General features: G+C 64.6%; 19 protein-coding genes. 8 read left to right on the top strand and 11 right to left on the bottom strand.

Annotated features, from left to right (window positions below; genetic code table 11):
• Positions 1 to 151: 151 nt before the first annotated feature.
• Complete coding sequence (locus ACP7BV_RS20005; protein WP_426106290.1) at positions 152 to 1057, top strand: LysR family transcriptional regulator; 906 nt, start codon at positions 152 to 154, stop codon at positions 1055 to 1057.
• A gap of 132 nt (positions 1058 to 1189) precedes the next feature.
• Here ACP7BV_RS20005 and ACP7BV_RS20000 read toward each other — a convergent pair whose 3' ends face one another.
• The 4 genes from ACP7BV_RS20000 to ACP7BV_RS19985 all read right to left on the bottom strand — a co-directional run bounded on the left by ACP7BV_RS20000 (position 1190) and on the right by ACP7BV_RS19985 (position 4508).
• The gene (locus ACP7BV_RS20000) at positions 1190 to 1393 is read right to left on the bottom strand and encodes a cold-shock protein (protein ID WP_020703630.1); all 204 of its coding nucleotides are present in this window, start codon (positions 1391 to 1393) and stop codon (positions 1190 to 1192) included.
• Positions 1394 to 1712: 319 nt separating this feature from the next.
• Positions 1713 to 2087 carry an Hpt domain-containing protein gene (locus ACP7BV_RS19995; RefSeq protein WP_426106289.1) on the bottom strand — a complete coding sequence of 125 codons (375 nt, stop codon included), beginning with the start codon at positions 2085 to 2087 and terminating at the stop codon, positions 1713 to 1715.
• A 13-nt stretch (positions 2088 to 2100) separates the two neighbouring features.
• The gene (gene upp / locus ACP7BV_RS19990; protein ID WP_426106288.1) at positions 2101 to 2751 is read right to left on the bottom strand and encodes a uracil phosphoribosyltransferase; all 651 of its coding nucleotides are present in this window, start codon (positions 2749 to 2751) and stop codon (positions 2101 to 2103) included.
• Positions 2752 to 2816: 65 nt separating this feature from the next.
• Positions 2817 to 4508, bottom strand: coding sequence for an isovaleryl-CoA dehydrogenase (locus ACP7BV_RS19985; protein ID WP_426106287.1), 1692 nt, complete (start codon positions 4506 to 4508; stop codon positions 2817 to 2819).
• A 277-nt stretch (positions 4509 to 4785) separates the two neighbouring features.
• Between ACP7BV_RS19985 and ACP7BV_RS19980 the strand changes: the two genes are divergently transcribed.
• Together ACP7BV_RS19980 and ACP7BV_RS19975 are read left to right on the top strand one after the other, a co-directional pair.
• On the top strand, positions 4786 to 6495 hold the full coding sequence (locus tag ACP7BV_RS19980; protein WP_426106285.1) for a putative bifunctional diguanylate cyclase/phosphodiesterase: 1710 nt from the start codon (positions 4786 to 4788) through the stop codon (positions 6493 to 6495).
• Positions 6492 to 8033: an HDOD domain-containing protein gene (locus ACP7BV_RS19975; protein ID WP_426106283.1), complete on the top strand. Its 1542-nt coding sequence runs from the start codon at positions 6492 to 6494 to the stop codon at positions 8031 to 8033. The genes ACP7BV_RS19980 and ACP7BV_RS19975 overlap by 4 nt, the downstream gene beginning before the upstream one ends.
• A gap of 14 nt (positions 8034 to 8047) precedes the next feature.
• Here ACP7BV_RS19975 and ACP7BV_RS19970 read toward each other — a convergent pair whose 3' ends face one another.
• From ACP7BV_RS19970 to aroC, 3 genes are all read right to left on the bottom strand, one after another.
• Positions 8048 to 8542, bottom strand: coding sequence for a MerR family transcriptional regulator (locus tag ACP7BV_RS19970; protein WP_426106281.1), 495 nt, complete (start codon positions 8540 to 8542; stop codon positions 8048 to 8050).
• An 85-nt stretch (positions 8543 to 8627) separates the two neighbouring features.
• Positions 8628 to 9818: an MFS transporter gene (locus ACP7BV_RS19965; protein ID WP_426106280.1), complete on the bottom strand. Its 1191-nt coding sequence runs from the start codon at positions 9816 to 9818 to the stop codon at positions 8628 to 8630.
• Positions 9811 to 10917, bottom strand: a complete 1107-nt coding sequence (aroC, locus tag ACP7BV_RS19960; protein ID WP_426106302.1) for a chorismate synthase — start codon at positions 10915 to 10917, stop codon at positions 9811 to 9813. The genes ACP7BV_RS19965 and aroC overlap by 8 nt, the downstream gene beginning before the upstream one ends.
• A 212-nt stretch (positions 10918 to 11129) precedes the next feature.
• On the opposite strand from aroC, the gene ACP7BV_RS19955 reads away from it, so the two are divergent.
• From ACP7BV_RS19955 to ACP7BV_RS19945, 3 genes are all read left to right on the top strand, one after another.
• On the top strand, positions 11130 to 13403 hold the full coding sequence (locus ACP7BV_RS19955; RefSeq protein WP_426106279.1) for a GGDEF/EAL domain-containing response regulator: 2274 nt from the start codon (positions 11130 to 11132) through the stop codon (positions 13401 to 13403).
• A 227-nt stretch (positions 13404 to 13630) separates the two neighbouring features.
• Positions 13631 to 13822 carry a hypothetical protein gene (locus ACP7BV_RS19950; RefSeq protein WP_426106278.1) on the top strand — a complete coding sequence of 64 codons (192 nt, stop codon included), beginning with the start codon at positions 13631 to 13633 and terminating at the stop codon, positions 13820 to 13822.
• A 227-nt stretch (positions 13823 to 14049) separates the two neighbouring features.
• Positions 14050 to 16296, top strand: a complete 2247-nt coding sequence (locus tag ACP7BV_RS19945; protein WP_426106277.1) for a response regulator — start codon at positions 14050 to 14052, stop codon at positions 16294 to 16296.
• Positions 16297 to 16402: 106 nt separating this feature from the next.
• On the opposite strand, the gene ACP7BV_RS19940 is transcribed toward ACP7BV_RS19945, so the two are convergent.
• The 4 genes from ACP7BV_RS19940 to ACP7BV_RS19925 all read right to left on the bottom strand — a co-directional run bounded on the left by ACP7BV_RS19940 (position 16403) and on the right by ACP7BV_RS19925 (position 18499).
• The gene (locus tag ACP7BV_RS19940; protein WP_426106276.1) at positions 16403 to 16615 is read right to left on the bottom strand and encodes a helix-turn-helix transcriptional regulator; all 213 of its coding nucleotides are present in this window, start codon (positions 16613 to 16615) and stop codon (positions 16403 to 16405) included.
• Positions 16615 to 17070: a hypothetical protein gene (locus ACP7BV_RS19935; RefSeq protein ID WP_426106274.1), complete on the bottom strand. Its 456-nt coding sequence runs from the start codon at positions 17068 to 17070 to the stop codon at positions 16615 to 16617. Before ACP7BV_RS19935 ends, ACP7BV_RS19940 begins: the two co-directional genes overlap by 1 nt.
• 79 nt (positions 17071 to 17149) lie before the next feature.
• Positions 17150 to 18040, bottom strand: coding sequence for a PhzF family phenazine biosynthesis protein (locus tag ACP7BV_RS19930; RefSeq protein ID WP_426106273.1), 891 nt, complete (start codon positions 18038 to 18040; stop codon positions 17150 to 17152).
• Between the two features lie 6 nt (positions 18041 to 18046).
• The gene (locus tag ACP7BV_RS19925; RefSeq protein WP_426106272.1) at positions 18047 to 18499 is read right to left on the bottom strand and encodes a CBS domain-containing protein; all 453 of its coding nucleotides are present in this window, start codon (positions 18497 to 18499) and stop codon (positions 18047 to 18049) included.
• Between the two features lie 234 nt (positions 18500 to 18733).
• Between ACP7BV_RS19925 and ACP7BV_RS19920 the strand changes: the two genes are divergently transcribed.
• Together ACP7BV_RS19920 and ACP7BV_RS19915 are read left to right on the top strand one after the other, a co-directional pair.
• Positions 18734 to 20044 (top strand): O-acetylhomoserine aminocarboxypropyltransferase, encoded by a 1311-nt coding sequence (locus ACP7BV_RS19920; RefSeq protein WP_426106271.1) that lies wholly within the window; start codon positions 18734 to 18736, stop codon positions 20042 to 20044.
• A 1-nt stretch (position 20045) separates the two neighbouring features.
• Positions 20046 to 20858, top strand: coding sequence for an alpha/beta fold hydrolase (locus ACP7BV_RS19915; RefSeq protein ID WP_426106270.1), 813 nt, complete (start codon positions 20046 to 20048; stop codon positions 20856 to 20858).
• Positions 20859 to 20937 lie beyond the last annotated feature (79 nt).

The raw sequence follows: 20937 nt of genomic DNA, 5'->3' as shown, positions 1-20937 counted from the left end.
AAATGGAAAACGGGTACAGCGCATTGACGCGGCTAACTGGCGAACGCATTGGCGATTCATATGACTTCCAGTATATTCACTATCTGGTAGCTAAACGAGACATTTTATACATTCATCTGTGCGTTTTTATCACAAGTGACAGGAGCAGTTGATGGGGCAGTTCAGACAGATTTCCACCTTTGTCGAGGTTGTCGCGCGCGGCAGTCTGTCGGCTGCGGCGCGCGCCGAGGCGATCGCGCCGGCGATGATCGGGCGCCGCCTCGACGCCTTAGAGGCGCGCCTGGGCGTCAAGCTGCTGCAGCGGACCACGCGCAAACTGGTGCTCACCGACGAAGGCGCGGCCTTCCTCGAAGACTGCCAGCGCATCCTGGCCGAGCTCGAAGAAGCCGAGGCCGCCGTGGCCGAGCGCAGCGCCAAGGCCAGCGGCCATCTGCTGGTCTCCGCGCCTGCCGGCTTTGGACGCCAGCACGTGGCGCCGCTGCTGCCATCGTTTCTCGCCGAGCATCGTGAAGTGACGGTCAACCTGAACCTGAACGACCGCTTGGTCGACGTGGTGGGCGAAGGTGTGGATGTGGCCATTCGCATCGCCAGCCTGTCCGATTCCACTTTGGTGGGCATGAAGCTGGCCGACAATCAGCGCGTGCTGGTGGCCTCCCCTGCCTACCTCAAGCGCCATGGCACGCCTGAAACGCTGGCCGACCTGGCAAAGCACAACTGCCTCCCGATCAGCAGCGAAGGCAGCCAGCGCGGCTGGACCTTTCGCGAACACGGCAAAGCGGTGACGATCAAGGTGGCCGGGAACATGGTCTGCAACGACGGTGCGGTGCTGCACGACTGGGCGCTGGCAGGCAAGGGGCTGGCCTGGCGCTCGATGTGGGAGGTCAATGCCGAAATCGATGCGGGCAAGCTCAAGACCGTGCTGGACCAGTTTGCGGCGCCGGGAAACGATATCCATGCAGTATTCGCCCAGCGCCGCCATTTGCCATTACGGATCAGGGCGTTCGTGGATTTCTTGCGCCACACCTACGCCCAGCCGGGATATTGGCGCAAAGGCTGATCCACCTTCACCCCCCTCAACGGGGTCAGTGATGTGAGGGAGGAATTGCTACTAACTGCGGCGTTTCAAAACCATCAGGCGAAAAAAAATCCTCGGAAACCGAGGATTTTTTTAGTCGTTGACTCAGCGATATTAGATAGGCTGAATGTTCGAAGCTTGCTTGCCTTTAGGGCCAGCGGTTACTTCGAAAGAGACGCGCTGGTTCTCTTGCAAAGATTTGAAGCCTGCCGACTGGATAGCCGAGAAGTGAGCGAACAGATCTTCGCCGCCTTCGTCAGGGGTGATAAAGCCGAAGCCCTTCGAATCATTGAACCATTTTACGATGCCAGTTGCCATTACAATTTCCTATTTCAGTTAGTTGGGCTTTCGCCCGTTTTAGATCGTTTGAAGAAGCAAGAAAGAAATGACAGACAGACTGCACTACTACCTCGAATCCAACGATCCCGCATTATACCCAATAAATCAAAAAAAACACATTCACTGCAAAATAAAACTTGAGGACTGAAGAATCGTTGCGTTGATCAACGATGACAGAACCCGTTTGCAGCGGCAGTAAGATGAATATAGGGCATGGATACTCTGGAAGTTTGCGTTAGATCAAACGATCATCGCACCGGTTCTTGCATTAACGCATATGCAACAGTTCAATGTCGCATTACACGTCGCGTCCGCCTGCGTGTTCGTCCGCCTTGGGGTCGATTTCGGCCCAGTCGATGTAGGCGTCGAGCGCATCGAGCCAGCGCTGCCAGTCGGACGCCGCCACCGTCTCGAAGGCCATCAGCACGCGCAGGCGCTGCTCGAGCTCGCGCGCCTTCTGTCCAAAGGCGCGAAAGCCGAACGTGGCCGCCGAACCGGCAATCGTGTGCAAGGTTTCATGCAGCGCCTTGATGCTCCCTTCCTGCGGCCCATCCGGGTTGAACGCGCCTCGCTCGCGGCGCATGCGCACCAGCGTTTCGGGAATGCCCGCGGCGAACTTGTCGTTCAGTGCGCGCAGGCGCGCAAAGAAGTCCTGGTCGATCTGTGTCGCCATCGCGCAGCAGGCTTTACTTGGTGCCGAAAATACGGTCGCCCGCGTCGCCCAGGCCCGGCACGATGTACGCATGCTCGTTCAGGTGCGAGTCGAGCGAGGCCACGTACAGCTTGACGCCCGGATGCGCATCCTGGAATACCTGCACGCCTTCCGGCGCGCACACCAGCGCCAGGAAAATGATCTGCTCGTCGGAGACGCCGCGCTTTTTGAGCACGTCGACCGCATGCACGGCCGAATTGCCGGTAGCCACCATCGGGTCGCACAGGATGAAGATGCGGTCGGCCGTATCAGGCAGGCGCACCAGGTATTCGACCGGCTTGTGGGTGTTCGGATCGCGGAACACGCCCACGTGGCCCACGCGGGCCGACGGCACCAGTTCGAGCAGGCCGTCGCTCATGCCGATACCGGCGCGCAGGATCGGCACGATCGCCAGTTTTTTTCCGGCGATGACGGGCGCGTCGATGGTAACAAGGGGCGTTTCAATCTTGCGCGTGGTGAGCGGCAGGTCGCGCGTGATCTCGTAGCCCATCAGGAGCGTGATTTCCTTGAGCAGTTCGCGAAACGTGCGGGTCGAGGTGTCGCGCTCGCGCATGTGCGACAGCTTGTGCTGGATCAGCGGGTGGTCCAGGATGAACAGGTTGGGAAAGCGTGGATCTTGTTTCATGATGAGTTTTTCGTGGTAATGGCTTGTGCCCGTATTATCCCAGCCGCAGCCCGGTTTGTCCGAATTTAGTTGTCAGCCGATGCCGCCAGCGCGCGCTCGAGGATGGCCTTGCAATCGACGCCCGGCCCCAGGCGTCCGAAGGCGCCGCCCACGTCTACCGCAATGCGCGAGGCGATAAAGGCTTCGGCCACGAACGCCGGCGCGTGGCGCACCAGCAGCGCGCCCTGCACCGCGATGACGACGCGCTCGGCCAGCCGGCGCGCGCCGAATTCGTCGCCATGCGCTTGATCGATGTCGGCCAGCAGGCGCGCCGCATACGCATTCAAGGGGCCGCTGGCCTTGCCCGCAAGCGCCAGTTCGGCGGCCAGCGCCTCGCGCGCGGCCGGCGTCTTGCCAAAGGCGCGCAGCAGGTCAAGGCACATCACATTGCCCGAGCCTTCCCAGATCGAATTGACCGGCGCCTCGCGGTACAGGCGCGCCAGCGGGCCGTCTTCCACGTAGCCGTTGCCGCCCATGACTTCCATCGCTTCGGCGCCGAAGCCCGGCCCGCGCTTGCACAGCCAGTATTTGCCCGCGGGCGTGAGGATCCGTCCCAACAGCGCCTGGGCCGGGTCATCGCCTTCGTCAAAGCAGCGCGCCAGGCGCAGCGCAAAGACGGTTGCCGCCTCCGATTCGAGCGCCAGGTCGGCCAGCACGTTTTGCATCAAAGGTTGGTCGGCCAGTTTGCGCCCGAACGCGGCGCGCCCGCGCGCATGGTGCAGCGCGTGCGTGAGTGCGGCGCGCATGATGCCGGCGCTGCCCACCACGCAGTCGAGCCGCGTATGCCCGCCCATTTCCAGGATGGTGGGAATGCCGCGCCCCGCTTTGCCGACCAGCCAACCCACCGCATCGCAAAACTCCACTTCCGACGAGGCGTTCGAACGGTTGCCCAGCTTGTCCTTCAAGCGCTGCACGCGGATTGCATTGCGGCTGCCGTCAGGCAGGAAGCGCGGCACGAAAAAGCACGACAGGCCGGCACTGCCTTCGTCGTCGGTCTGCGCCAGAATCAAATGCGCGTCCGACTGGGGCGCGGAAAAAAACCACTTGTGGCCGACAATGTTGAATGCGCCTTCGCCTTCGGCGCCGAAGCGCGCCTGGCCCTCGCCCGGCGCCAGCGGCGCGGCGCGCGTGGTGTTGGCGCGCACGTCGGTGCCGCCCTGCTTTTCGGTCATGCCCATGCCGATCAAGGCGCCGTGCTTTTGCTCGATCGGCAGCGAGCGCGGGTCGTAGCGCCGCGACAGGATCTTGGGCAGCCACTTGTCGGCCAGCGCGCCGGCCTGGCGCAGCGCGGGCACGCAGGCATACGTCATGGTGATCGGGCACTGGGCGCCGTTTTCCACCTGGCCGAACAGCAGGTACTGGGCCGCGCGCGTGACCTGGGCGCCGGCCAGGCCCGAATCCCACGGCGAGGCGTGCACGCCCGATTCGATCATCAGCGTCATCAAGGCATGCCAGGATGGATGGAATTCGACTTCGTCAACCCGCCTGCCGCTGCGGTCGAAGTTATGCAATCTGGGCGCGTTGGCGTTGGCCTGGCGTCCCAGGTCCAGCACCTCGGCGCGCCCCAGTTGCTCGCCCAGCGCGTGCAAGGCGAGCGCCGCCTGCGCGCCGCCCTCGCGCTGCAGCGCTTCCTGCAAAGCCAGGTCGCAGGCGAACAGGTTGATGTCGGCAAACGGCGCGGCCTGGTTAAAGACGTCGTGGGTATCGAAATGGTGCATGGTGAAGCCTCCATGGCGGCGCTGGCGCCGTTTTATTGTTTTGCTGGCAGTGCACTGCGAGCGTTGCAGGCTAGCGCAAAGCCCCTGCAGACGCAAGTTTCGGTGATTCCGCCAGCAATGGCGCCCGGTTCCATGATGGGCGTCAAACTTCCTGCTATCAAAGGCCAAAACAGGAGGAATCAATGCCCAACGGCATTTTTTTGGTGTTACATTTCTCGCTCGTGTTGTCCACGATTGTGCTGTCCAATTCAACGGAAAGACCGATTATCTTATGCGCATGAGCATCTCCAGCGACAACCGCGGCCCGGCCCGCGAAATCGATCACCTGATGGACGCGGCCGGGGACATCGTGCTGCGCCTGGACTTGGCCGGCCAGGTCCGTTACGCCAGCCGCCGCGCCCGCGCACTGCTCGCACTGCGCGGCGCCAACATCAAGCTCGCTTCGCTCGCGGCCGACGCAGACCAGCCGTCGCTAGCCAAGGCTGTGGGCGATGCGGTGACTGCGGCGCCATCGGACGCGCCGGTGCTGGCCGTCGTGCGCCTGCAGTGCGGCGAGCAGTACACCTGGTTCGAGCTGCGCCTGTCGCGCCTGACCACGCCCGACGACATTGCCGACGTGCTGGTCGTGGGGCGCGACATGTCGGCCCAGCGCGGCACCGAAGAGATGCTGCGCCACATGGCCACCCATGACGCCCTGACCGGCCTGCCCAACCGCATTTTGCTGTCGGACCGGATCCGCATGGTCACCTTGCAGGCGCGCCGCTCGGGCGAGCCGTTTGCCGTCATCCACATCGGCCTGGACGGCTTTAAGAAGGTCAACGATAGCCTGGGCCATCCGGTGGGCGACGCGGTGCTCAAAATGGCCGCCGCGCGCATGCGCAAGACGCTGCGCGACAGCGACACGCTATCGCGCGTGGGGGGCGATGAATTCGTCGCCATCCTGCCCGGCACCCACAGCGAAGCGCAAATCAAGCTGGTCACGGGGCGCCTGTTGGCGATGGCGCAGATGGCCTTCGAGGTCGAGCACCACATGATCTACATCGGCGCCTCGATCGGGGTGGCGCTGTTTCCCGAACACGCCGAAGATGAGGTGCGGCTGGTGGCGCTGGCCGACACGGCCATGTCGCGCGCCAAGCAGACCGGCCGCGGACGCTGCGTGCTGTACAGCGCGCGCCAGAGCTCCCCGCCGGAACACGATATTTCGCTCGAGGCTGCCATGTTCCAGGCCATCCGCGAAGGCGAATTCCTGCTCTTTTACCAGCCCATCGTGGATGCGCCGACGCGCCAGATCCAGGGGTTCGAGACCTTGATGCGCTGGAAGCACCCCACGCTGGGCATGGTGCCGCCGGCACGCTTTATCGGCCTGGCCGAATCGAACGGGCTGATCAACCTGCTTGGTGCCTGGGCGCTCAAGGCGGCCTGCGTGCAGCTGGCCCAGTTTCAGCAAGCCTGCGGCCGAACGCTGTACATGTCGGTCAACATCAGCCCGCGCCAGTTTCGCAACGACCAGTTCCTGGCGGTGCTCGATGAAGCGCTCGCCTATTCGGGCTTGCCGGGCGAGCAGCTGGTGCTCGAGATTACCGAAGGCACGCTGATGCTCGACCCGCAGCACGCGGAAACGATCTTGACGCGCATGGCCGAGCGGCGCGCCCGCATCGCGATCGACGACTTCGGCACCGGCTACTCGTCGCTGGCCTACCTCAAGCGCTTTCCCATCTCCGTGTTGAAGGTCGACCGCGCCTTCGTCAAGGATTTGCCGGCGTCAAGCAAGGACGGCGCAATCTGCAACGCGGTGCTCGACCTGGCGCGCCACCTTGGCCTGTCGGTGGTGGCCGAAGGCGTCGAGACCGAAGACCAACTGCAGTACCTGGGCCAGCGCGGCTGCCAGTACATCCAGGGCTACCTGACCGGCCGTCCAATGCCGGCCCACGTCGCCATGGTCGCGCTGGCCGACACCTTCAACGCCTTGCGCACGGGGCGCGTATGATGGACGTAACCCTTTCCGCCACGGATTGCAGCTCGGATTGCAGCTCGGGTTGCAGTCCCGATTGCGGCGCCGATTGCACCTCCAATTGCGGCGCCAGCGCCGACACCACGCTCGCGCTGCTATGGGAGCGCGTGCGCGAGCAGGGCGACATGCCCGGCTTTGCCAAGGCCATCGGCGCCATCCTGGGCGCCATGCGCGGCGAAGACGAGCACGAATTTTGCATGACCCAGACCGTGCTGTCCGACCCGGTCTTGACGCAAAAGGTGCTGCGCCTTGCCAACAGCGGCATGTACGCCGCCTTTGGCCAGCGCATCAGCACCGTCTCCAAAGCCGTGCTGGTGCTGGGCACCGAGGCGATCGGTCACCTGGCGCTCGGACTGAAACTGGTCGAAGAGTTGCACGCCAGCGCCCAGGCCAGCAGCAACGCCCACGCCGAGATGGAAAAGGCGGTCCTGGCCGGCATGGTCGCGCAGCAGGTGGCCGGCAGCGCCGAAGGGCGCGACAGCGAGGAAGCGGTGGTCTGCGCCATGCTCCATGCCCTGGGCCGGATGGCCGTCACGTTCTACCTGCCGGACGTATGGAGCGCGCTGCAGGACGCCGGCGGCGTTGGCGGCGAAGACCACGCCGCCCCCGAGCTGCTCGGGCTCTCGCTCGAAGACGTGGGGCGCGCCGCTGCCGAACGCTGGGGCTTGCCGCACAAGCTGATCGCCAGCATGCGCCGGGTCGAACCGGCGCCGCGGCCCGACGCCTTCAGCGACGCCGACTGGCTGGCCGCCTTGTCGACCATGTCGAGCCGCTGCGCCGATTCGCTGTGGAACGACGACGACGCCGGCGCCGACACCTTGCAACTGCTCGCCGCCGGCTTTGCGCCCATGCTCGGCGTACAGGCCGGCAGCGTGATGGACGCCATCGGAAAAGCGCGCGAAAACGCCATCGCCGACCTGTCGGTGGCGCCATTTGCACGCGCGGCCCAAAAGCGCTCGCAGGTGCCCGAGGTGCGCGCCAAGGTGCGCGCGCGCGACAGCCGCCTGCTCGCTTCAGGCATTGCCGACATGCGCGACGTGCTCGATACGGCCAGCCCTGGCCAGATGATGTCGATGGCCCTGGAAACGCTGTATCAGGGCCTGGGCCTGGCGCGCGCGGTGGGCTTTTTGCGCAACCGCCGCGAACACAACTACGCCGCCAAGATGGGCTTCGGCGCCGGCGTGCGCCTCTTGATTCCCCGGTTGACGTTCGACGACCGCTACCAGCCGAATGTCTTTCACGCCGCGCTCAGCCACGACCGCGTGGTGTTCATTGAAAACACGCGCGACCGCGAGTTTGCGCCCCGGCTGCCGGCCTGGTGGAAGGTGTCGCTGGCGAACGCGCGCAGCTTCGTGATCTTGCCGCTGTGCCGCAACGGGCAGCCGGTCGGCTTTATTTACGGCGACTGGGACGATGAAATGTACCAAATGCCGCTCGACCATGGCCAGTTCACCCAGCTCAATGAACTGCGCGCGCTGGTGCTCGAAGCGCTGGAACGGCGCCAGCACGCCTAGGCGCGCGGCAGCGTTTACTGGTCTTCGCCGGCGCCCGCAAGGCGCGCCGCCTCCTCGCCCGTCAGGCCGAGCGAGCGCAAAAAGGCCTTGTACCCTTCCGGATTCTGGCGCGCGAACACGGCGTGCCAGCGGTGCATCGCGGCGTCATCGAGCCCGCTGGCTCCGAACGCATCCTCAAACGCATCTTCAAACGCATCTTCAAACGCAACACCCGGCGCCGCCGGCCGCCTCCCGCCTTCCAGTAACGCCACCAGCAAAGCCTGCTGCTCGCGCAGGCCTAGCATTGATTGCCCGATCTCGTCCAGGCGCTTGGCGAATGCGGCCATTTTGTCGCCGCCCGCCAGCAAGGGGCGAATCTGGTCCAGCGTCAGCCCGGTGGCGCGGTAGGTGCCGATCTGCTGCACGCGCGCCAGTTCAGGTTCCGAATAGAGCCGCTCGCCGCTCCCGCTGCGCTCGAGCGGCGCCAGCAACCCTACCTGCTCGTAATACAGCACCGTTGTGCGCGGCACATTTCAGCGGCTGGCCAGCTGGCCGAGGGTCAATCTAGCACCAAGGTGTTCGTCAGCAGACATCGCCAATGCTCCTGAAAAAAAATCAGACCATCAACCCGGGAGCGCCGGCGCCGGCGTCCTGGCGATGGAAACAATACCAGGCTGCCCCCGCCCCGGCCAGCGTCATCGCGGCGGCCGCATAAAACATGTGCTGCGGCCCGACGCGGTCCCAGCACAAGGTGAGCACCAGGCCGCCCAGCGTGCAGCCGACACCGTAAGCGACGCTCATGTAGAGCGCCTGGCCGCTGGCCTGCAGGGGGCCTGCAAACCAGCGCTGCATCGTGATTACGCAGGCCGAATGGTGGGCCGCGAACGTGGCCGCATGCATCAACTGCGCGGCAATGAGCACCCACAGCAGGCCGGGCGCCGCCCCGGTGATGGCAAAGCGCAGCAGCGCCACGCCAAAGGCGAACAGCATCACGCGGCGCGCCCCGAAGCGCGCAAACACGTGCGACTGAAAGTAGAAAAACGCCACCTCGGCCACCACGCCAAGCGCCCACATCGCGCCGATCAGCGGTTTGCCGTAACCGGCGCGCGCCAGGTACAGCGAGTAAAACGCGTACAGGCACATGTGGGCGCCGCACATCAGCGCCGCCGAGACAAAAAACGCCACCACTTCGCCCTTGCGCAGCACGCTCCACAAGGGCGGCGTGTCGTGCGCGCGCACCGGGTGAGCCGTTTCGCCAATGCGCAGGCTGGCCCCAAACACCAGCAGCAGCAGCGCGAACGTCAAGCCCAGCAGCGCCTCCACCCCGAACCATTCAAGGCCGTACCCGGCCAGCACCACCGCGGCGATAAAGCCGAGCGAGCCCCACAAGCGCAGCTTGCCATAGTTGGACAGGTCGCCCCGCATTTCGGCCAGCATCAGCGCGTCGCACAGCGGGCTTAACGCGCTGGCGAACAGGTTCACCAGCATCATCACGATGAAAAACTGCAGGTAGGAGTCGGCCACGAAGATGGCGCCGAACGAGAGCAGCGCGCCGAGCGCCGTCAGGCGCATGACCAGCACGCGGCGGGCGCTGCGGTCGGCCGCCCAGCCCCACAGGTTGGGACCGACGATGCGCATCACGGGAATGAGCGAGATCAGCACCCCGATCTGCGGCACCGTCAGGCCGCGCGCGGCGAAATACAGCGTCGCATAGGTGCCAAAGGTGCCGGCGTAGGCGTAATAGACAAACAGGAACAGCGAAAAATTAATCGACTGCAGCGGCATCGGCGCGCGCGGCTCAGGCAATTTTTGGGGCGATCCTGGGCGTGGAAACGCGCACGTCGCCGCACTGCGCCCGGTGCATCAGCGCGTGGTCGATCAAGACCAGGGCCAGCATCGCTTCAGCAATCGGCGTGGCGCGGATCCCCACGCACGGGTCGTGCCGGCCGAACGTTTCGACCAGCACCGGGTTACCCGCCTTGTCGATCGAGCGGCGCGGCGTGCGGATCGACGAGGTCGGCTTGATAGCGATCGAGACCGTGATGTCCTGCCCGGTCGAGATCCCGCCCAGCACGCCGCCGGCGTTATTGCCGACAAAGCCTTCCAGCGTCAGTTCGTCGCCATGCTCTGAGCCGCGCTGCGCCACCGACTTGAAGCCGGCCCCAATTTCCACGCCCTTGACCGCGTTAATGCCCATCATCGCGTAGGCGATGTCGGCGTCGAGCTTGTCGTAAATGGGTTGCCCCAGGCCGACCGGCACGTTGTGCGCCAGCACGTCGATGCGTGCGCCGATCGAGTCGCCGTCGCGCCGCAGCTCATCCATGGCCGCTTCCATGCGCGCGATCAGAGCGGCGTCGGCGCTGGCGGCGAAAAACGGGTTCTCGCGCACGTGCTCCCACGACGCGAACGGCACCGCAATGTCGCCCAGCTGGCTCATGCAGCCCTTGAACACCGTGCCATACTGCTCGAACAACCACTTTTTGGCGACGGCGGCGGCGCCCACCACGGGCGCGGTCAGTCGCGCCGACGAGCGCCCGCCTCCGCGCGGGTCGCGCACGCCGTACTTGTGCCAATAGGTGTAATCGGCATGGCCCGGGCGAAAGCTGTCGACGATGTTGCCGTAGTCCTTGCTGCGCTGGTCCTGGTTGCGGATCATCAGCATGATCGGCGTGCCGGTGGTCTTGCCCTCGTACACCCCGGACAATATTTCGACCAGGTCGGCTTCCTGGCGCTGCGTCACGTGGCGCGAGGTACCCGGCTTTCTGCGGTCCAGGTCCGGCTGGATATCGGCTTCCGACAGCAGCATGCCCGGCGGGCAACCGTCGATGATGCAGCCGATGGCGGGGCCATGCGATTCGCCAAAGGTGGTAACGGAAAACAGCTTGCCAAATGAGTTGCCGGACATGGTGGGAAAAGTGAGTGGGAGAAAAAGCAATTCTACCAGCCCGCGCGCATTTGCTGCACCCTTGCCCTCGAATGGCAATATCTTCCCCATCACATTACCATTAAAGCAATTGCCGTAAGCGTCACGGAAAGCTGTTTTTCTCACCGCAAACTCGCTTGAGGCGGCGTTTTCGTCGTATCCTACTGAAAAACGCCATCCTGGAGAAGCGCTACATGCCCCCATCGAGCACGCCCCCGGTCCGTTCCGAGGACGATCACGACGACCTGGTCTTTCTGGACGAGCACCCGGCAAGCGCCGCTGCCGACGGCTTGCCCAACGTATGGCGCGTGATGATCATCGATGATGATGAGGACGTCCATTCGACGACCACTTTCGCCCTGGGCAACCTGGACATGCAGCACCGTCCACTGCAATTCGTGCATGCCTATTCGGCCGCCCAGGCCCGTGAAATGCTCAAGACCGAGACCGACATTGCCGTCATTTTGCTCGACGTGGTCATGGAACAGGACGACGCCGGCCTGCACCTGGTGCGCTACATCCGCGAAACGCTCAAGCTGGCCGACGTGCGCATCATTCTGCGCACCGGGCAGCCCGGCTACGCGCCCGAAATCGACGCCATCCGCGATTTCGACATCAACGATTACAAGACCAAGTCGGAACTGACCCGCATCAAGCTATATACGACGGTGACGGCGGCGATCCGTTCCTACGAACAGATCCGCGCGATCAGCGCCAGCCGGCGCGGCCTGGACCAGATCGTGCGCGCCAGCACCGAGCTGATGTCGCTGCACGGCGTGCAAAATTTCGCCGCCGGCGTGCTGGCCCAGATTGCCGAGATCTTGCAAATCCCCCCCAACGGCGTGCTGTGCGCCCGCGACAACCCGGACGCCGGCGGCGACGCGCTGTGCGTGGTGGCCAGCGCGGGCACGGCGCGGCGCGCCGCCAACGCGCGCCTGACGCTGGCCGACGACGCCCCGCTCTACAGCGCCATGATGCGCACCCTGTCCCAGTGCAGCAACCTGTACGAACCGGGCTGCGTCACGCTCTACTTCGCCGGCAAGTCGAGCCGCGACTTCGTGGCCCGCGTCTCGGTGAACCGGGTGCTGGGCGACATCGACCGCCGTCTGCTGGACGTATTTTGCAGCAACGTCGCGGTCGGCCTGGACAATGTGGAACTGGTCAGCCACCTGCACAACGCCGCCTTTTACGACCAGCTTTCCAAGCTGCCCAACCGCACCCGCCTGGTCGAAATCCTCGACGCCACCTTGTGCGGCCCGGCATGCGACGACGCCACGCTGTGCCTGGTCGACCTGGACCACTTTGCCGAGACCAACGACGCGCTTGGCCACCAGTTCGGCGACGCACTGCTGGTGGCCGTCGCCACGCGATTGCAGACCAGCCTGGGCCAGCAGTTGACGGTGGCGCGCATCGGCGGCGATATTTTCTGCGTGCTGGGCGACGCGGCGGCCGTCAATCCGGTCGCCATCCTGTGCTTGTTCGAAACGCCCTTCCTGATCGAGAACCAGGAAGTGCGCCTGTCGGCCACGCTCGGCCTGGTGCGCCTGGTCGAGCATGACGGCGGCGGCGCCGACGCCCTGAAGGACGCCGATATTGCCTTAAAGCGCGCCAAGACCCAGCAGCGCGCCGGCCACTTTTATTTTTCGCGCAGCATGGGCGTTGAAATTCGCGAGCGGGTGCGCATGATGCACGCGCTGCGCAGCGGCTTTGCCGACGGCGAGCTGTTCGTCGTCTACCAGCCGCAGATCGACCTGGCCACGCGCCGGCCGGTGGGCGCCGAGGCGCTGCTGCGCTGGCGCGGCGCCGACGGCGTCTTCATTTCGCCCGACCGCTTCATCCCGATCGCCGAATATTCGGGCCTGATCATCGACATCGGCGAATGGGTGCTGCGCACCGCCTGCCACGAAGTGGTGCGCCTGCGCGAAGCGGGGCACCGCGATTTCACGATGTCGGTCAACGTCTCGCAGGTGCAGTTTCGCCATCCGTACTTTCTGGAGATGCTGCGCTCGGCGCTTGAAGACAGCCAGGCACCGCCCGAATTCATCGAGCTCGAAATCACCGAATCGATGGCCATGGAAGAGCCGGACCTGTTGATCAAGATGCTGGCCCAGATCAAGCATACCGGCGTGTCGATTTCGATCGACGACTTTGGCACCGGCTTTTCATCGCTGTCGTACTTGCAGCGCCTGCAGGTTGACCGGCTCAAGATCGACCGCGCTTTTGTCACCGAAATCACCGGCTCGGCGCGCGGCAGCAGCATTGCCGAAATGGTGATCCAGCTCGGGCGCAATCTGGGCTTGTCGATCGTCGCCGAAGGCGTCGAAGACGAGCGCCAGGCCCAGATCCTGCGCGATCTGGGTTGCCCGCTGGCGCAAGGCTTTTTGTTTGCGCGCCCAATGACGGTGCCGGCGCTGTACGAATGGCTGGCCAACGACCTGCACACGCGCCTGGCATTGCCGTCCGCCTGAGCTGACGTGGCCTACATGGTGGCATCGTGGGCGGAAAAGCGCATGCGCATTGCGCCAATGCGCGCATCGACGTGACGCCAGCACTGGCGGAATGCGCGTTCGCTTTTCCGCCCTACGTTTTGGTCAAGCCAACACTACTTCGTCGCGCCAGGCGTCGATGGCGCTCGCCAAGCGGCTGCCCACGTAAAATCCATGTACATCCCGCACGTCGACCAGGGGTGAGTCGAGTGGAACCATGGGCCGTCGAAAGCCGATCTCACCTGCCTCTGGCCGGCTGGGAGCAACTGGTTGAACTGGCCGACGCGGCGCTGTACTGGGTCAAGGAAAACGGGCGCAACGGCTGGAGCGCGCTCGGGCCGGCGCCGGACGGCGACTTGGCGCGCTGGTTGAAAAACTGCACCCGGGCGCCCAAGTCATGATCGACACCGGGCGCGTGACCTTGATCAGTTCGAAGGATGACGGTGCGGGCATCGACGCCGCCTGGTCGCCAGCGGATAATGTTGCCAGCTGAACCACGGCACAAACTGGGTTTGCATTGCAAGACAGCAACACGCTCCCTGTTGCGTTGGTGTAATATCCTAACTTCGTACCCCCTCGCCATTTACAACCGGTTGCCGCTGCGCGGCGCCTCGACGGAGTTGTCCGCGTGTTACTTAAAGATATTGCAATAATTTTGATCGCGGTGCTGGTTGGCGCCGTTCTCGTGGTTGCCCTGGTGCGCCGGTTCAAGTCGCGCGCGGCGCCGCCCCCGGCCATACGCCAGCATTTCACGATCGACGACGACGTTGCGGTCGACCCCGACACCATCGCCCTGGCCGAGCGCGAGCGTCTCGACGCGCTGCGCAGCGCCGCCGATGAGCTCGAGCGCGCCGACATCCAGGCCAACAGCGTCCTGGAAACGCCTGAAACGGTGCTCGACCCGGCGGTCATTTTCCGCGCCGAGGACGAACGTATTGCCGCCCACATGGCCGCGCGCGAAAAAGCCGAACGCGAAGCTGCCGCCGCCGAGGCGCTGCGCCTGGAAGCGGACCGCCTGGCGGGGGAGGAAGCGGCGCGCCTGGAAGCGGAGCGCGCAGCGGCAGAACTGGCCGCCAATATCGACGCCAAGGTCATGGCCGACGAAGAAGCGCTGCTGATCGAAGAGCAGCGCCTGGCCGAAGAAGACACGGCGCGCCGCTACGCCAAGCGCATGGCCGACGAGGAAGCGGCGCGCATCGAAGCGCTGCGCGTGGCCGAAGAAGAGCGCGCCCGGCTTGACGCGGCGCACCAGGCGCTCGACACGGCGGCGCGCGCCGAAGCGCAGCGCGTGGCGCTCGAAGACGAAGACCGGGTGCAAGCGCTGCGCGCGGCCGAAGACGCTGCCGCGCAGCGCGAGGCTGAGCGCGTGGCCGAAGAAGAAACGGCGCGCGCGCAAGCGCACGCGGCGGCCGCTGAACTGGCCGCCCGCCTGGAAGCAGAGCGCATCGCCGCCGAAACGGCAGCCCGATCCGACGCTGAAGGCGCCGCCGCGGAAGAAGCGGCCCGCGCAGAAGCTGCGCGCGTGGCGCTTGAGGAAGCAGAGCGTGCCGAAGCTGCGCGCCTGGCGCTTGCGGAAGCCGCACGCGCCGAAGCCGAACGCCTGGCCGCTGAAGAAGAAGCACATCGCCTGGCCGAGCGTGTAGCCCTTGAGGAAGCCGCCCGCGCCGAAGCGCAGCGCATCGCGCGCGAAGAAGAAGCGCGCCAGGCAGCCGAACAGGCAGCCGCCGAGGAAGCGGCGCGGGTGGAAGCTGCCCGCGTGGCCGCCCAAGAAGCCGAACGCATCGCATTAGAACGCGCCGCCGCCGAGGAGGCCGCGCGCGTGGAAGCGCAGCGCCTCGCCTCTGAAGAAGCGGCCCGCATTGAAGCTGAACGCGTCGCCCTTGAAGAAGCCGCGCGCGTGGAAGCCAAACGCATCGTCCTTGAAGAAGCCGCGCGCGCAGAAGCGCAGCGCATCGCCATTGAAGAAGCGGCCCGGCTGGAAGCGCGCCGCGCCGCCGACGAAGCGGCCGCCCGTGCGCTGGCCCAGCGCCTAGCTGCCGAGGAAGCGATCCGGCGCGAAGACGAGCGCGTGGCTGCCGAAGAAACGGCGCGCCTGCTGGCGCTGCGCCTGGCCGAACAGGAAGCGGCCCGCGTCGAGGCGCTGCGCCTGTCGGCCGAAAGGCTGGCCCGCGCCGAAGCCGAACGCGTCGCGGCCAAGGAAGCAGCACGCCTGGAAGCGATGCGCAATGCCGCCCATGAAGCGGCGCGCCTGGAAGCCGAACGCGAGGCAGCAGCGCAAGCTGCGCGCCTGAAAGCGGAGCGCGCGGCACTGGCGGAAGCCACGCGCGCGGAAGCCGAGCGCCTGGTTGCGGCCAGCGCCGCCCGCCTCGAAGCGAAGCGCCTGGCGGCGGAAGCGGCTGCGGCGGAACAGGCAGCGGCGGAACGGGCAGCGACAGCACAGGAAACGACAGGCCAGCAGCGAGCCAGTCCCGCAGCGCAGCGCGTGCCAAAGGCCGCGCCCGAGACGCTCGTCATGATTGCGGACGACTCCAAGGTAGTGCGGGTCAAGACCAACCGCATGCTGGTCAACAACCAGTTCCAGGTGCAGCAGGCCGAGGACGGTCTGGACGCCCTGCGCCAGATCGGTGAGCGCATGCCCGACGTATTGATCACCGACGTCGAAATGCCCGGCATGAACGGCTTCGAGCTGACCCAACACCTGCGCAACGACCCTGCCACCGCGCACATCCCGGTGATCATGATCAGCGCCGAAGAGAGCTATGGCCCCAAGGCGCAGGAAGCCGGAGTCGACATCCTGCTTGGCAAACCTTACGCCGACGACGTCATGCTTGCCCACATCCAGCGCTTCATGCGCGAAGGCCGCGCCGCCACCTGAGCCATATCGCAGGCCGAACGCAAAGCCAGTCCAGCCACGATTCAAGTCTGGACTGCATGACGGAAAAGCGCAAAGCGCGTCTTGCGCCATGCGTGGCCGCCCGTCCCTACGGCCTCACCTCAAGGCTGAACAACTCCTCCACGCTCACCTTGAGCGCGTGCGCCAGCTTGAGCGCGAGGATCGTGGATGGCACCATATGCCCCATCTCGATGGCATTGATCGACTTGCGGGTAATGCCGGCCATTGCGGCCAGATCGGCCTGCGTCAGGTCGCGCATGGCGCGCTGCACCTTCATCGTTGTTTTTAGATGTTCGTCCATCAGCGGTCATGCGCCAGCAAGCTGCCCACCACCGCCACTACCCCGAGCAGCGCGGTCGCGCTGGCCATCAGCATGATCGGCGGCGGCGGGCCCGCCGCCGCCAGCAGCAAGCCAAGCAGCGGCTGCGCGAACAGCACCGCAAACAAGCCATTGCGATAGGCCAGGCGCAGGCTTTGCTGGCGCAGATCATCGTTTAGCATCGACTGCATGGCAGGCGAGCCGGCATCGCTGCGCACGCCCTTGAGCGATGAGCGCAGCCACGCCACGGCGACCACGATTCCGACCGGCAGCAGCAGCGCCATGCGGCTCGCCACCAACGCGGCCGCGCCGTCCGGATACAGGTTGACGATCAGCGCATCGGCGAGCAGCGCGAGCATCAGCACCAGGGCAACCCACAGGCCACGGCGTGAACAGGCGACCAGTTGCTCAGCTTCGTTGGGTATTGTGGACTGCATGTTTGCGACTCCTCGTGAACGTCGACATGGGAGAACGCAATGTAACATAAAGGTTACTTTTTGCAACCAATAGGTTACTTTATACCTGGATTGTACCGTCAATCACCGATACCGAATGCCCGCCGATCCACGGCGCACCATCCTGGTACAGCACCGAAATGCGCCCGTCGCACTGCACCTGCCCGCCCTGGCAGGCGGTGTATCCAGCGCTGGTGTGGCCGCCATCGGGAAAGCCCTGCGCCTCGAGCACGCGCGCGATGCAGGCATTGGCGCTGCCGGTCACCGGGTCTTCGGTGAGCACGTCCATCTTGGTGAATATGGCGCGCACTTCGTAGTCGATTGCACCGCCCGGCGGCATTGCCCCGTACATGGCGATGCCGGTCATGCCCATGCGCGTGATCTCCAGCAGCGCCTGCGCGTCGGGCCGCACGTCGCGGCACGCTTGCGCGCTGTCCATGCGCACCACCAGCCAGCAAATGCCCATGGTCGCCACGACCGGCGGCCCGCCCAGGTGAAAGGCATCGCTTTGCAAAGCCGCGCGCACGGCGGGAAAGAGCGACGCGTGCAGCGCGCGCAGCTCGGCCTCGGGCGCGCGGAAAGCGAGCGCGCCATCGTCCGCGATCCGGATATGGACCAGACCCACGCCGCATTCCTGCACCAGGCGTCCGGGCGTCTTGGGCGTGAGGCCGGCTTCGAGCAGCGCATGCGCCGTACCTAAGGTGGGATGGCCGGCGAAGGGAAACTCGGTGCCGGGCGAAAAAATACGCACGCGGTAATCGGCTTGCGGATCGCGCGGCGTCAATGCAAAGGTGGTTTCGGACAGATTGGTCCAGCGCGCGATGGCGTGCATCTGCTCGTCGGCCAGAGCGTCGCCGTCCAGCACCACGGCCAGCGGATTGCCCTTGAACGGCACCCGGGTAAAAACGTCGACCTGCTTGAAACGGCGCCGGGTGCCCATGCGGGTAAGCATGCGCTGTCAGTCGTCCTGCGTGACTTCTGCCGGCCAGTCGCGGATATACGCCTTGAGCATCTTGTTTTCAAAGCTTTGCGCCTCGAGCACGGCGCGCGCCACGTCGTAAAAGGAAATTACGCCCAGCAGCGTCTTGGCGTTCATGACGGGCAGATAGCGCGCGTGCTTTTCGAGCATCATGCGGCGCACTTCATTGACTTCCGTGTCGGGGGTGACGGTGATCGGATGGTCGTCCATGTACTTGCGCACCGTGCCGGCGCCGACCGAACCGTTATTCTTGTGCAGCACCTTGATCACTTCGCGGAAGGTCAGCATGCCGACCAGGTCGCCAAATTCCATGACCACCAGCGAGCCGATATCTTTTTCCGACATCGTGTTCACGGCGTCCACCAAAGGCATGTCCGGGGTGGCCGTATAGAGGATATTGCCCTTCACTTGGAGAATTTCCGACACTTTCATGATGGCCGCCTTGTCTGATGAGGTTATAAGTGGAGTGCTTTTTTATAAGCCTTGGCTCCGAATGTAGCGTATGCGTGGCAAAAAATCCAGTTTTGCGAAAAATCAAACCGGGAAAAGCGCCATCCTTGCCGAACGTACCATTTTAGCGAGGAAACCATTCTTTTGTTTGGGACGCGCATGCTACGATTCTGCCCATCCCTCGTTACCATGTTTTATCAACCAGATGAGTCCACCATGAGCGGTCCTCAATATCCCGGCTTCGACACCCTGTCGCTGCATGCCGGCGCCACGCCAGACCCGGCCACCGGCGCACGCGCAACTCCTGTCTATTTCACGTCCTCGTTCGCCTTCAAGGATTCCGACCACGCCGCGTCGCTGTTCAATATGGAGCGCGCCGGCCACGTTTATTCGCGCATCTCGAACCCGACCAACGCCGTGCTCGAAGAGCGCATCGCCGCCCTCGAAGGCGGCGTGGCCGGCATTGCCACCGCCAGCGGCCAGGCCGCCATGTTCCTGGGCCTGGCGACCATTGCCGGCGCCGGCTCGCACATCGTCGCCTCGCGCGCGCTGTACGGCGGCTCGCACAACCTGCTCGCCTATACGCTCAAGCGCTTCGGCATCGAGACCACCTTTGTCGACCCGCGCGACATGGATGCCTGGCGCAGCGCGATCCGGCCCAACACCAAGGTGCTGTTTGCCGAAACGCTGGGCAATCCGGGCCTGGACGTGCTCGACATCCCCACCGTGGCCGCCATCGCGCATGAGCACCACCTGCCGCTGATGATGGATTCGACCTTCACCACGCCGTATCTGCTGCGTCCTTTCGAACACGGCGCCGACCTGGTCTTCCATTCGGCCACCAAGTTCCTGTGCGGGCACGGCACCGCCATCGGCGGCCTGCTGGTCGACGGCGGCACCTTTGACTGGCAAGGCGCGTACGACAAGAGCGGCCGCTTCGCCGAACTGTGCGAGCCGTATGACGGCTTTCACGGCATGGTGTTTGCCGAAGAATCGACCGTCGCCCCGTTCGCGCTGCGCGCGCGGCGCGAGGGCTTGCGCGACTTTGGCGCCGTCATGAGTCCGCACAACGCGTTCGCCGTGCTGCAAGGCATAGAGACGCTCAGCCTGCGCATGGACCGGCACGTGGCCAACACGCGCAAGGTGGTCGAATTTCTGCTCAAGCACCCTGCCGTCGAATCGGTGTCGTACCCGGAATTGGATTCGCACCCTGATTACGAACTGGCCAAGACGCTGCTGCCCAAGGGCTGCGGCGCCGTCTTCACCTTCAGCATCAAGGGCGACCGCGCCGCCGGGCGCCGCTTTGTCGACGCGCTGAAGGTGTTTTCGCACCTGGCCAATGTGGGTGACGCCAAGTCGCTGGTGATCCACCCTGCTTCGACGACGCACTTTCGGGTGCCGGCCGAGCAGTTAGCCGCCGCCGGTATCACGGAGGGAACGATGCGCCTGTCGGTGGGACTGGAAAACGTCGACGACCTGATCGAAGACCTCGCGCGCGGCCTGAAGCTGTCGCAGAAAGGAGCATGACGTGATCGTACAAGTGCAAGGCGTTGACGCCTATTGCTACACCGGCGGCAAGCCGTTCAATGCAGCGCAGCCGACCGCCATCTTCATTCACGGCGCGCAGAACGACCATTCGGTGTGGTGTTTGCAGACGCGCTATTTTGCGCACCACGGCTTCAATGTGCTGGCGCTGGACCTGCCGGGCCACGGCCGCAGCAAAGGCCGCGCATGCACCAGTGTCGAGGCGATGGCCGCGTGGGTGCTGCACGTGATGGATGCGGTGGGGGTGGACAAGGCGCTGATGATCGGGCACAGCATGGGTTCGCTCATTGCGCTCGAAGCGTCGCATATGGCGCCGGCGCGCGTGAGCCAGCTGGCGATGCTGGGAACGACCTATCCGATGAAGGTGTCCGACGCGCTGCTGGCCACGTCCAGAGACGACGAACAAGCGGCGATCGACATGGTGAATATTTTTTCGCACTCGTCGATTGCGCAAAACCCCGCGTGCCCAACGCCAGGGTTGCATGTGATGGGCGGCGCGCGCAGGCTGATGCAGCGCATGTCGCAGATTAATCCCGAGCACCTGTTTTATACGGATTTTTCTGCTTGTAACGCGTATGCGAATGGCGAGGTTGCGGCGGCGGCGGTTCCGTGTCCGGTGCTGTTCATTTTTGGGACGAAGGACATGATGACGCCGGCGCGTTCGACTAAAACGCTTACCGGCGCGATCGCGCACGGGAAGGTGGTGATGGTCGATGCGGGGCATTCGTTGATGGCCGAGCAGCCGGATGCGGTGTTGGGGGCTTTGTATGGGTTTGCGTTAAAAACGTCATTGTAGGCGGACCGTGGCAGCGGATGGCGAATGAGGGGAACGAAGTTTTTCAATCACGATTTTGCAACGCTCGAACGGACGCTGC

The organism is Massilia sp. TSP1-1-2 (assembly GCF_049896185.1).
Lineage (GTDB): Bacteria > Pseudomonadota > Gammaproteobacteria > Burkholderiales > Burkholderiaceae_D > Telluria_A.
The sequence above is the reverse complement of the archived record's forward strand: the minus strand, read 5'-3'. Positions and strand labels throughout refer to the sequence as shown.

Excerpts from the sequence above, each read along its gene's own strand:
- ACP7BV_RS20005 (WP_426106290.1), top strand. The coding sequence starts at position 152 with ATGGGGCAGTTCAGACAGATTTCCACCTTTGTCGAGGTTGTCGCGCGC.
- ACP7BV_RS20000 (WP_020703630.1), bottom strand. The coding sequence starts at position 1,393 with ATGGCAACTGGCATCGTAAAATGGTTCAATGATTCGAAGGGCTTCGGC.
- ACP7BV_RS19995 (WP_426106289.1), bottom strand. The coding sequence starts at position 2,087 with ATGGCGACACAGATCGACCAGGACTTCTTTGCGCGCCTGCGCGCACTG.
- upp (WP_426106288.1), bottom strand. The coding sequence starts at position 2,751 with ATGAAACAAGATCCACGCTTTCCCAACCTGTTCATCCTGGACCACCCG.
- ACP7BV_RS19985 (WP_426106287.1), bottom strand. The coding sequence starts at position 4,508 with ATGCACCATTTCGATACCCACGACGTCTTTAACCAGGCCGCGCCGTTT.
- ACP7BV_RS19980 (WP_426106285.1), top strand. The coding sequence starts at position 4,786 with ATGAGCATCTCCAGCGACAACCGCGGCCCGGCCCGCGAAATCGATCAC.
- ACP7BV_RS19975 (WP_426106283.1), top strand. The coding sequence starts at position 6,492 with ATGATGGACGTAACCCTTTCCGCCACGGATTGCAGCTCGGATTGCAGC.
- aroC (WP_426106302.1), bottom strand. The coding sequence starts at position 10,917 with ATGTCCGGCAACTCATTTGGCAAGCTGTTTTCCGTTACCACCTTTGGC.
- ACP7BV_RS19955 (WP_426106279.1), top strand. The coding sequence starts at position 11,130 with ATGCCCCCATCGAGCACGCCCCCGGTCCGTTCCGAGGACGATCACGAC.
- ACP7BV_RS19940 (WP_426106276.1), bottom strand. The coding sequence starts at position 16,615 with ATGGACGAACATCTAAAAACAACGATGAAGGTGCAGCGCGCCATGCGC.
- ACP7BV_RS19935 (WP_426106274.1), bottom strand. The coding sequence starts at position 17,070 with ATGCAGTCCACAATACCCAACGAAGCTGAGCAACTGGTCGCCTGTTCA.
- ACP7BV_RS19930 (WP_426106273.1), bottom strand. The coding sequence starts at position 18,040 with ATGCTTACCCGCATGGGCACCCGGCGCCGTTTCAAGCAGGTCGACGTT.
- ACP7BV_RS19925 (WP_426106272.1), bottom strand. The coding sequence starts at position 18,499 with ATGAAAGTGTCGGAAATTCTCCAAGTGAAGGGCAATATCCTCTATACG.
- ACP7BV_RS19920 (WP_426106271.1), top strand. The coding sequence starts at position 18,734 with ATGAGCGGTCCTCAATATCCCGGCTTCGACACCCTGTCGCTGCATGCC.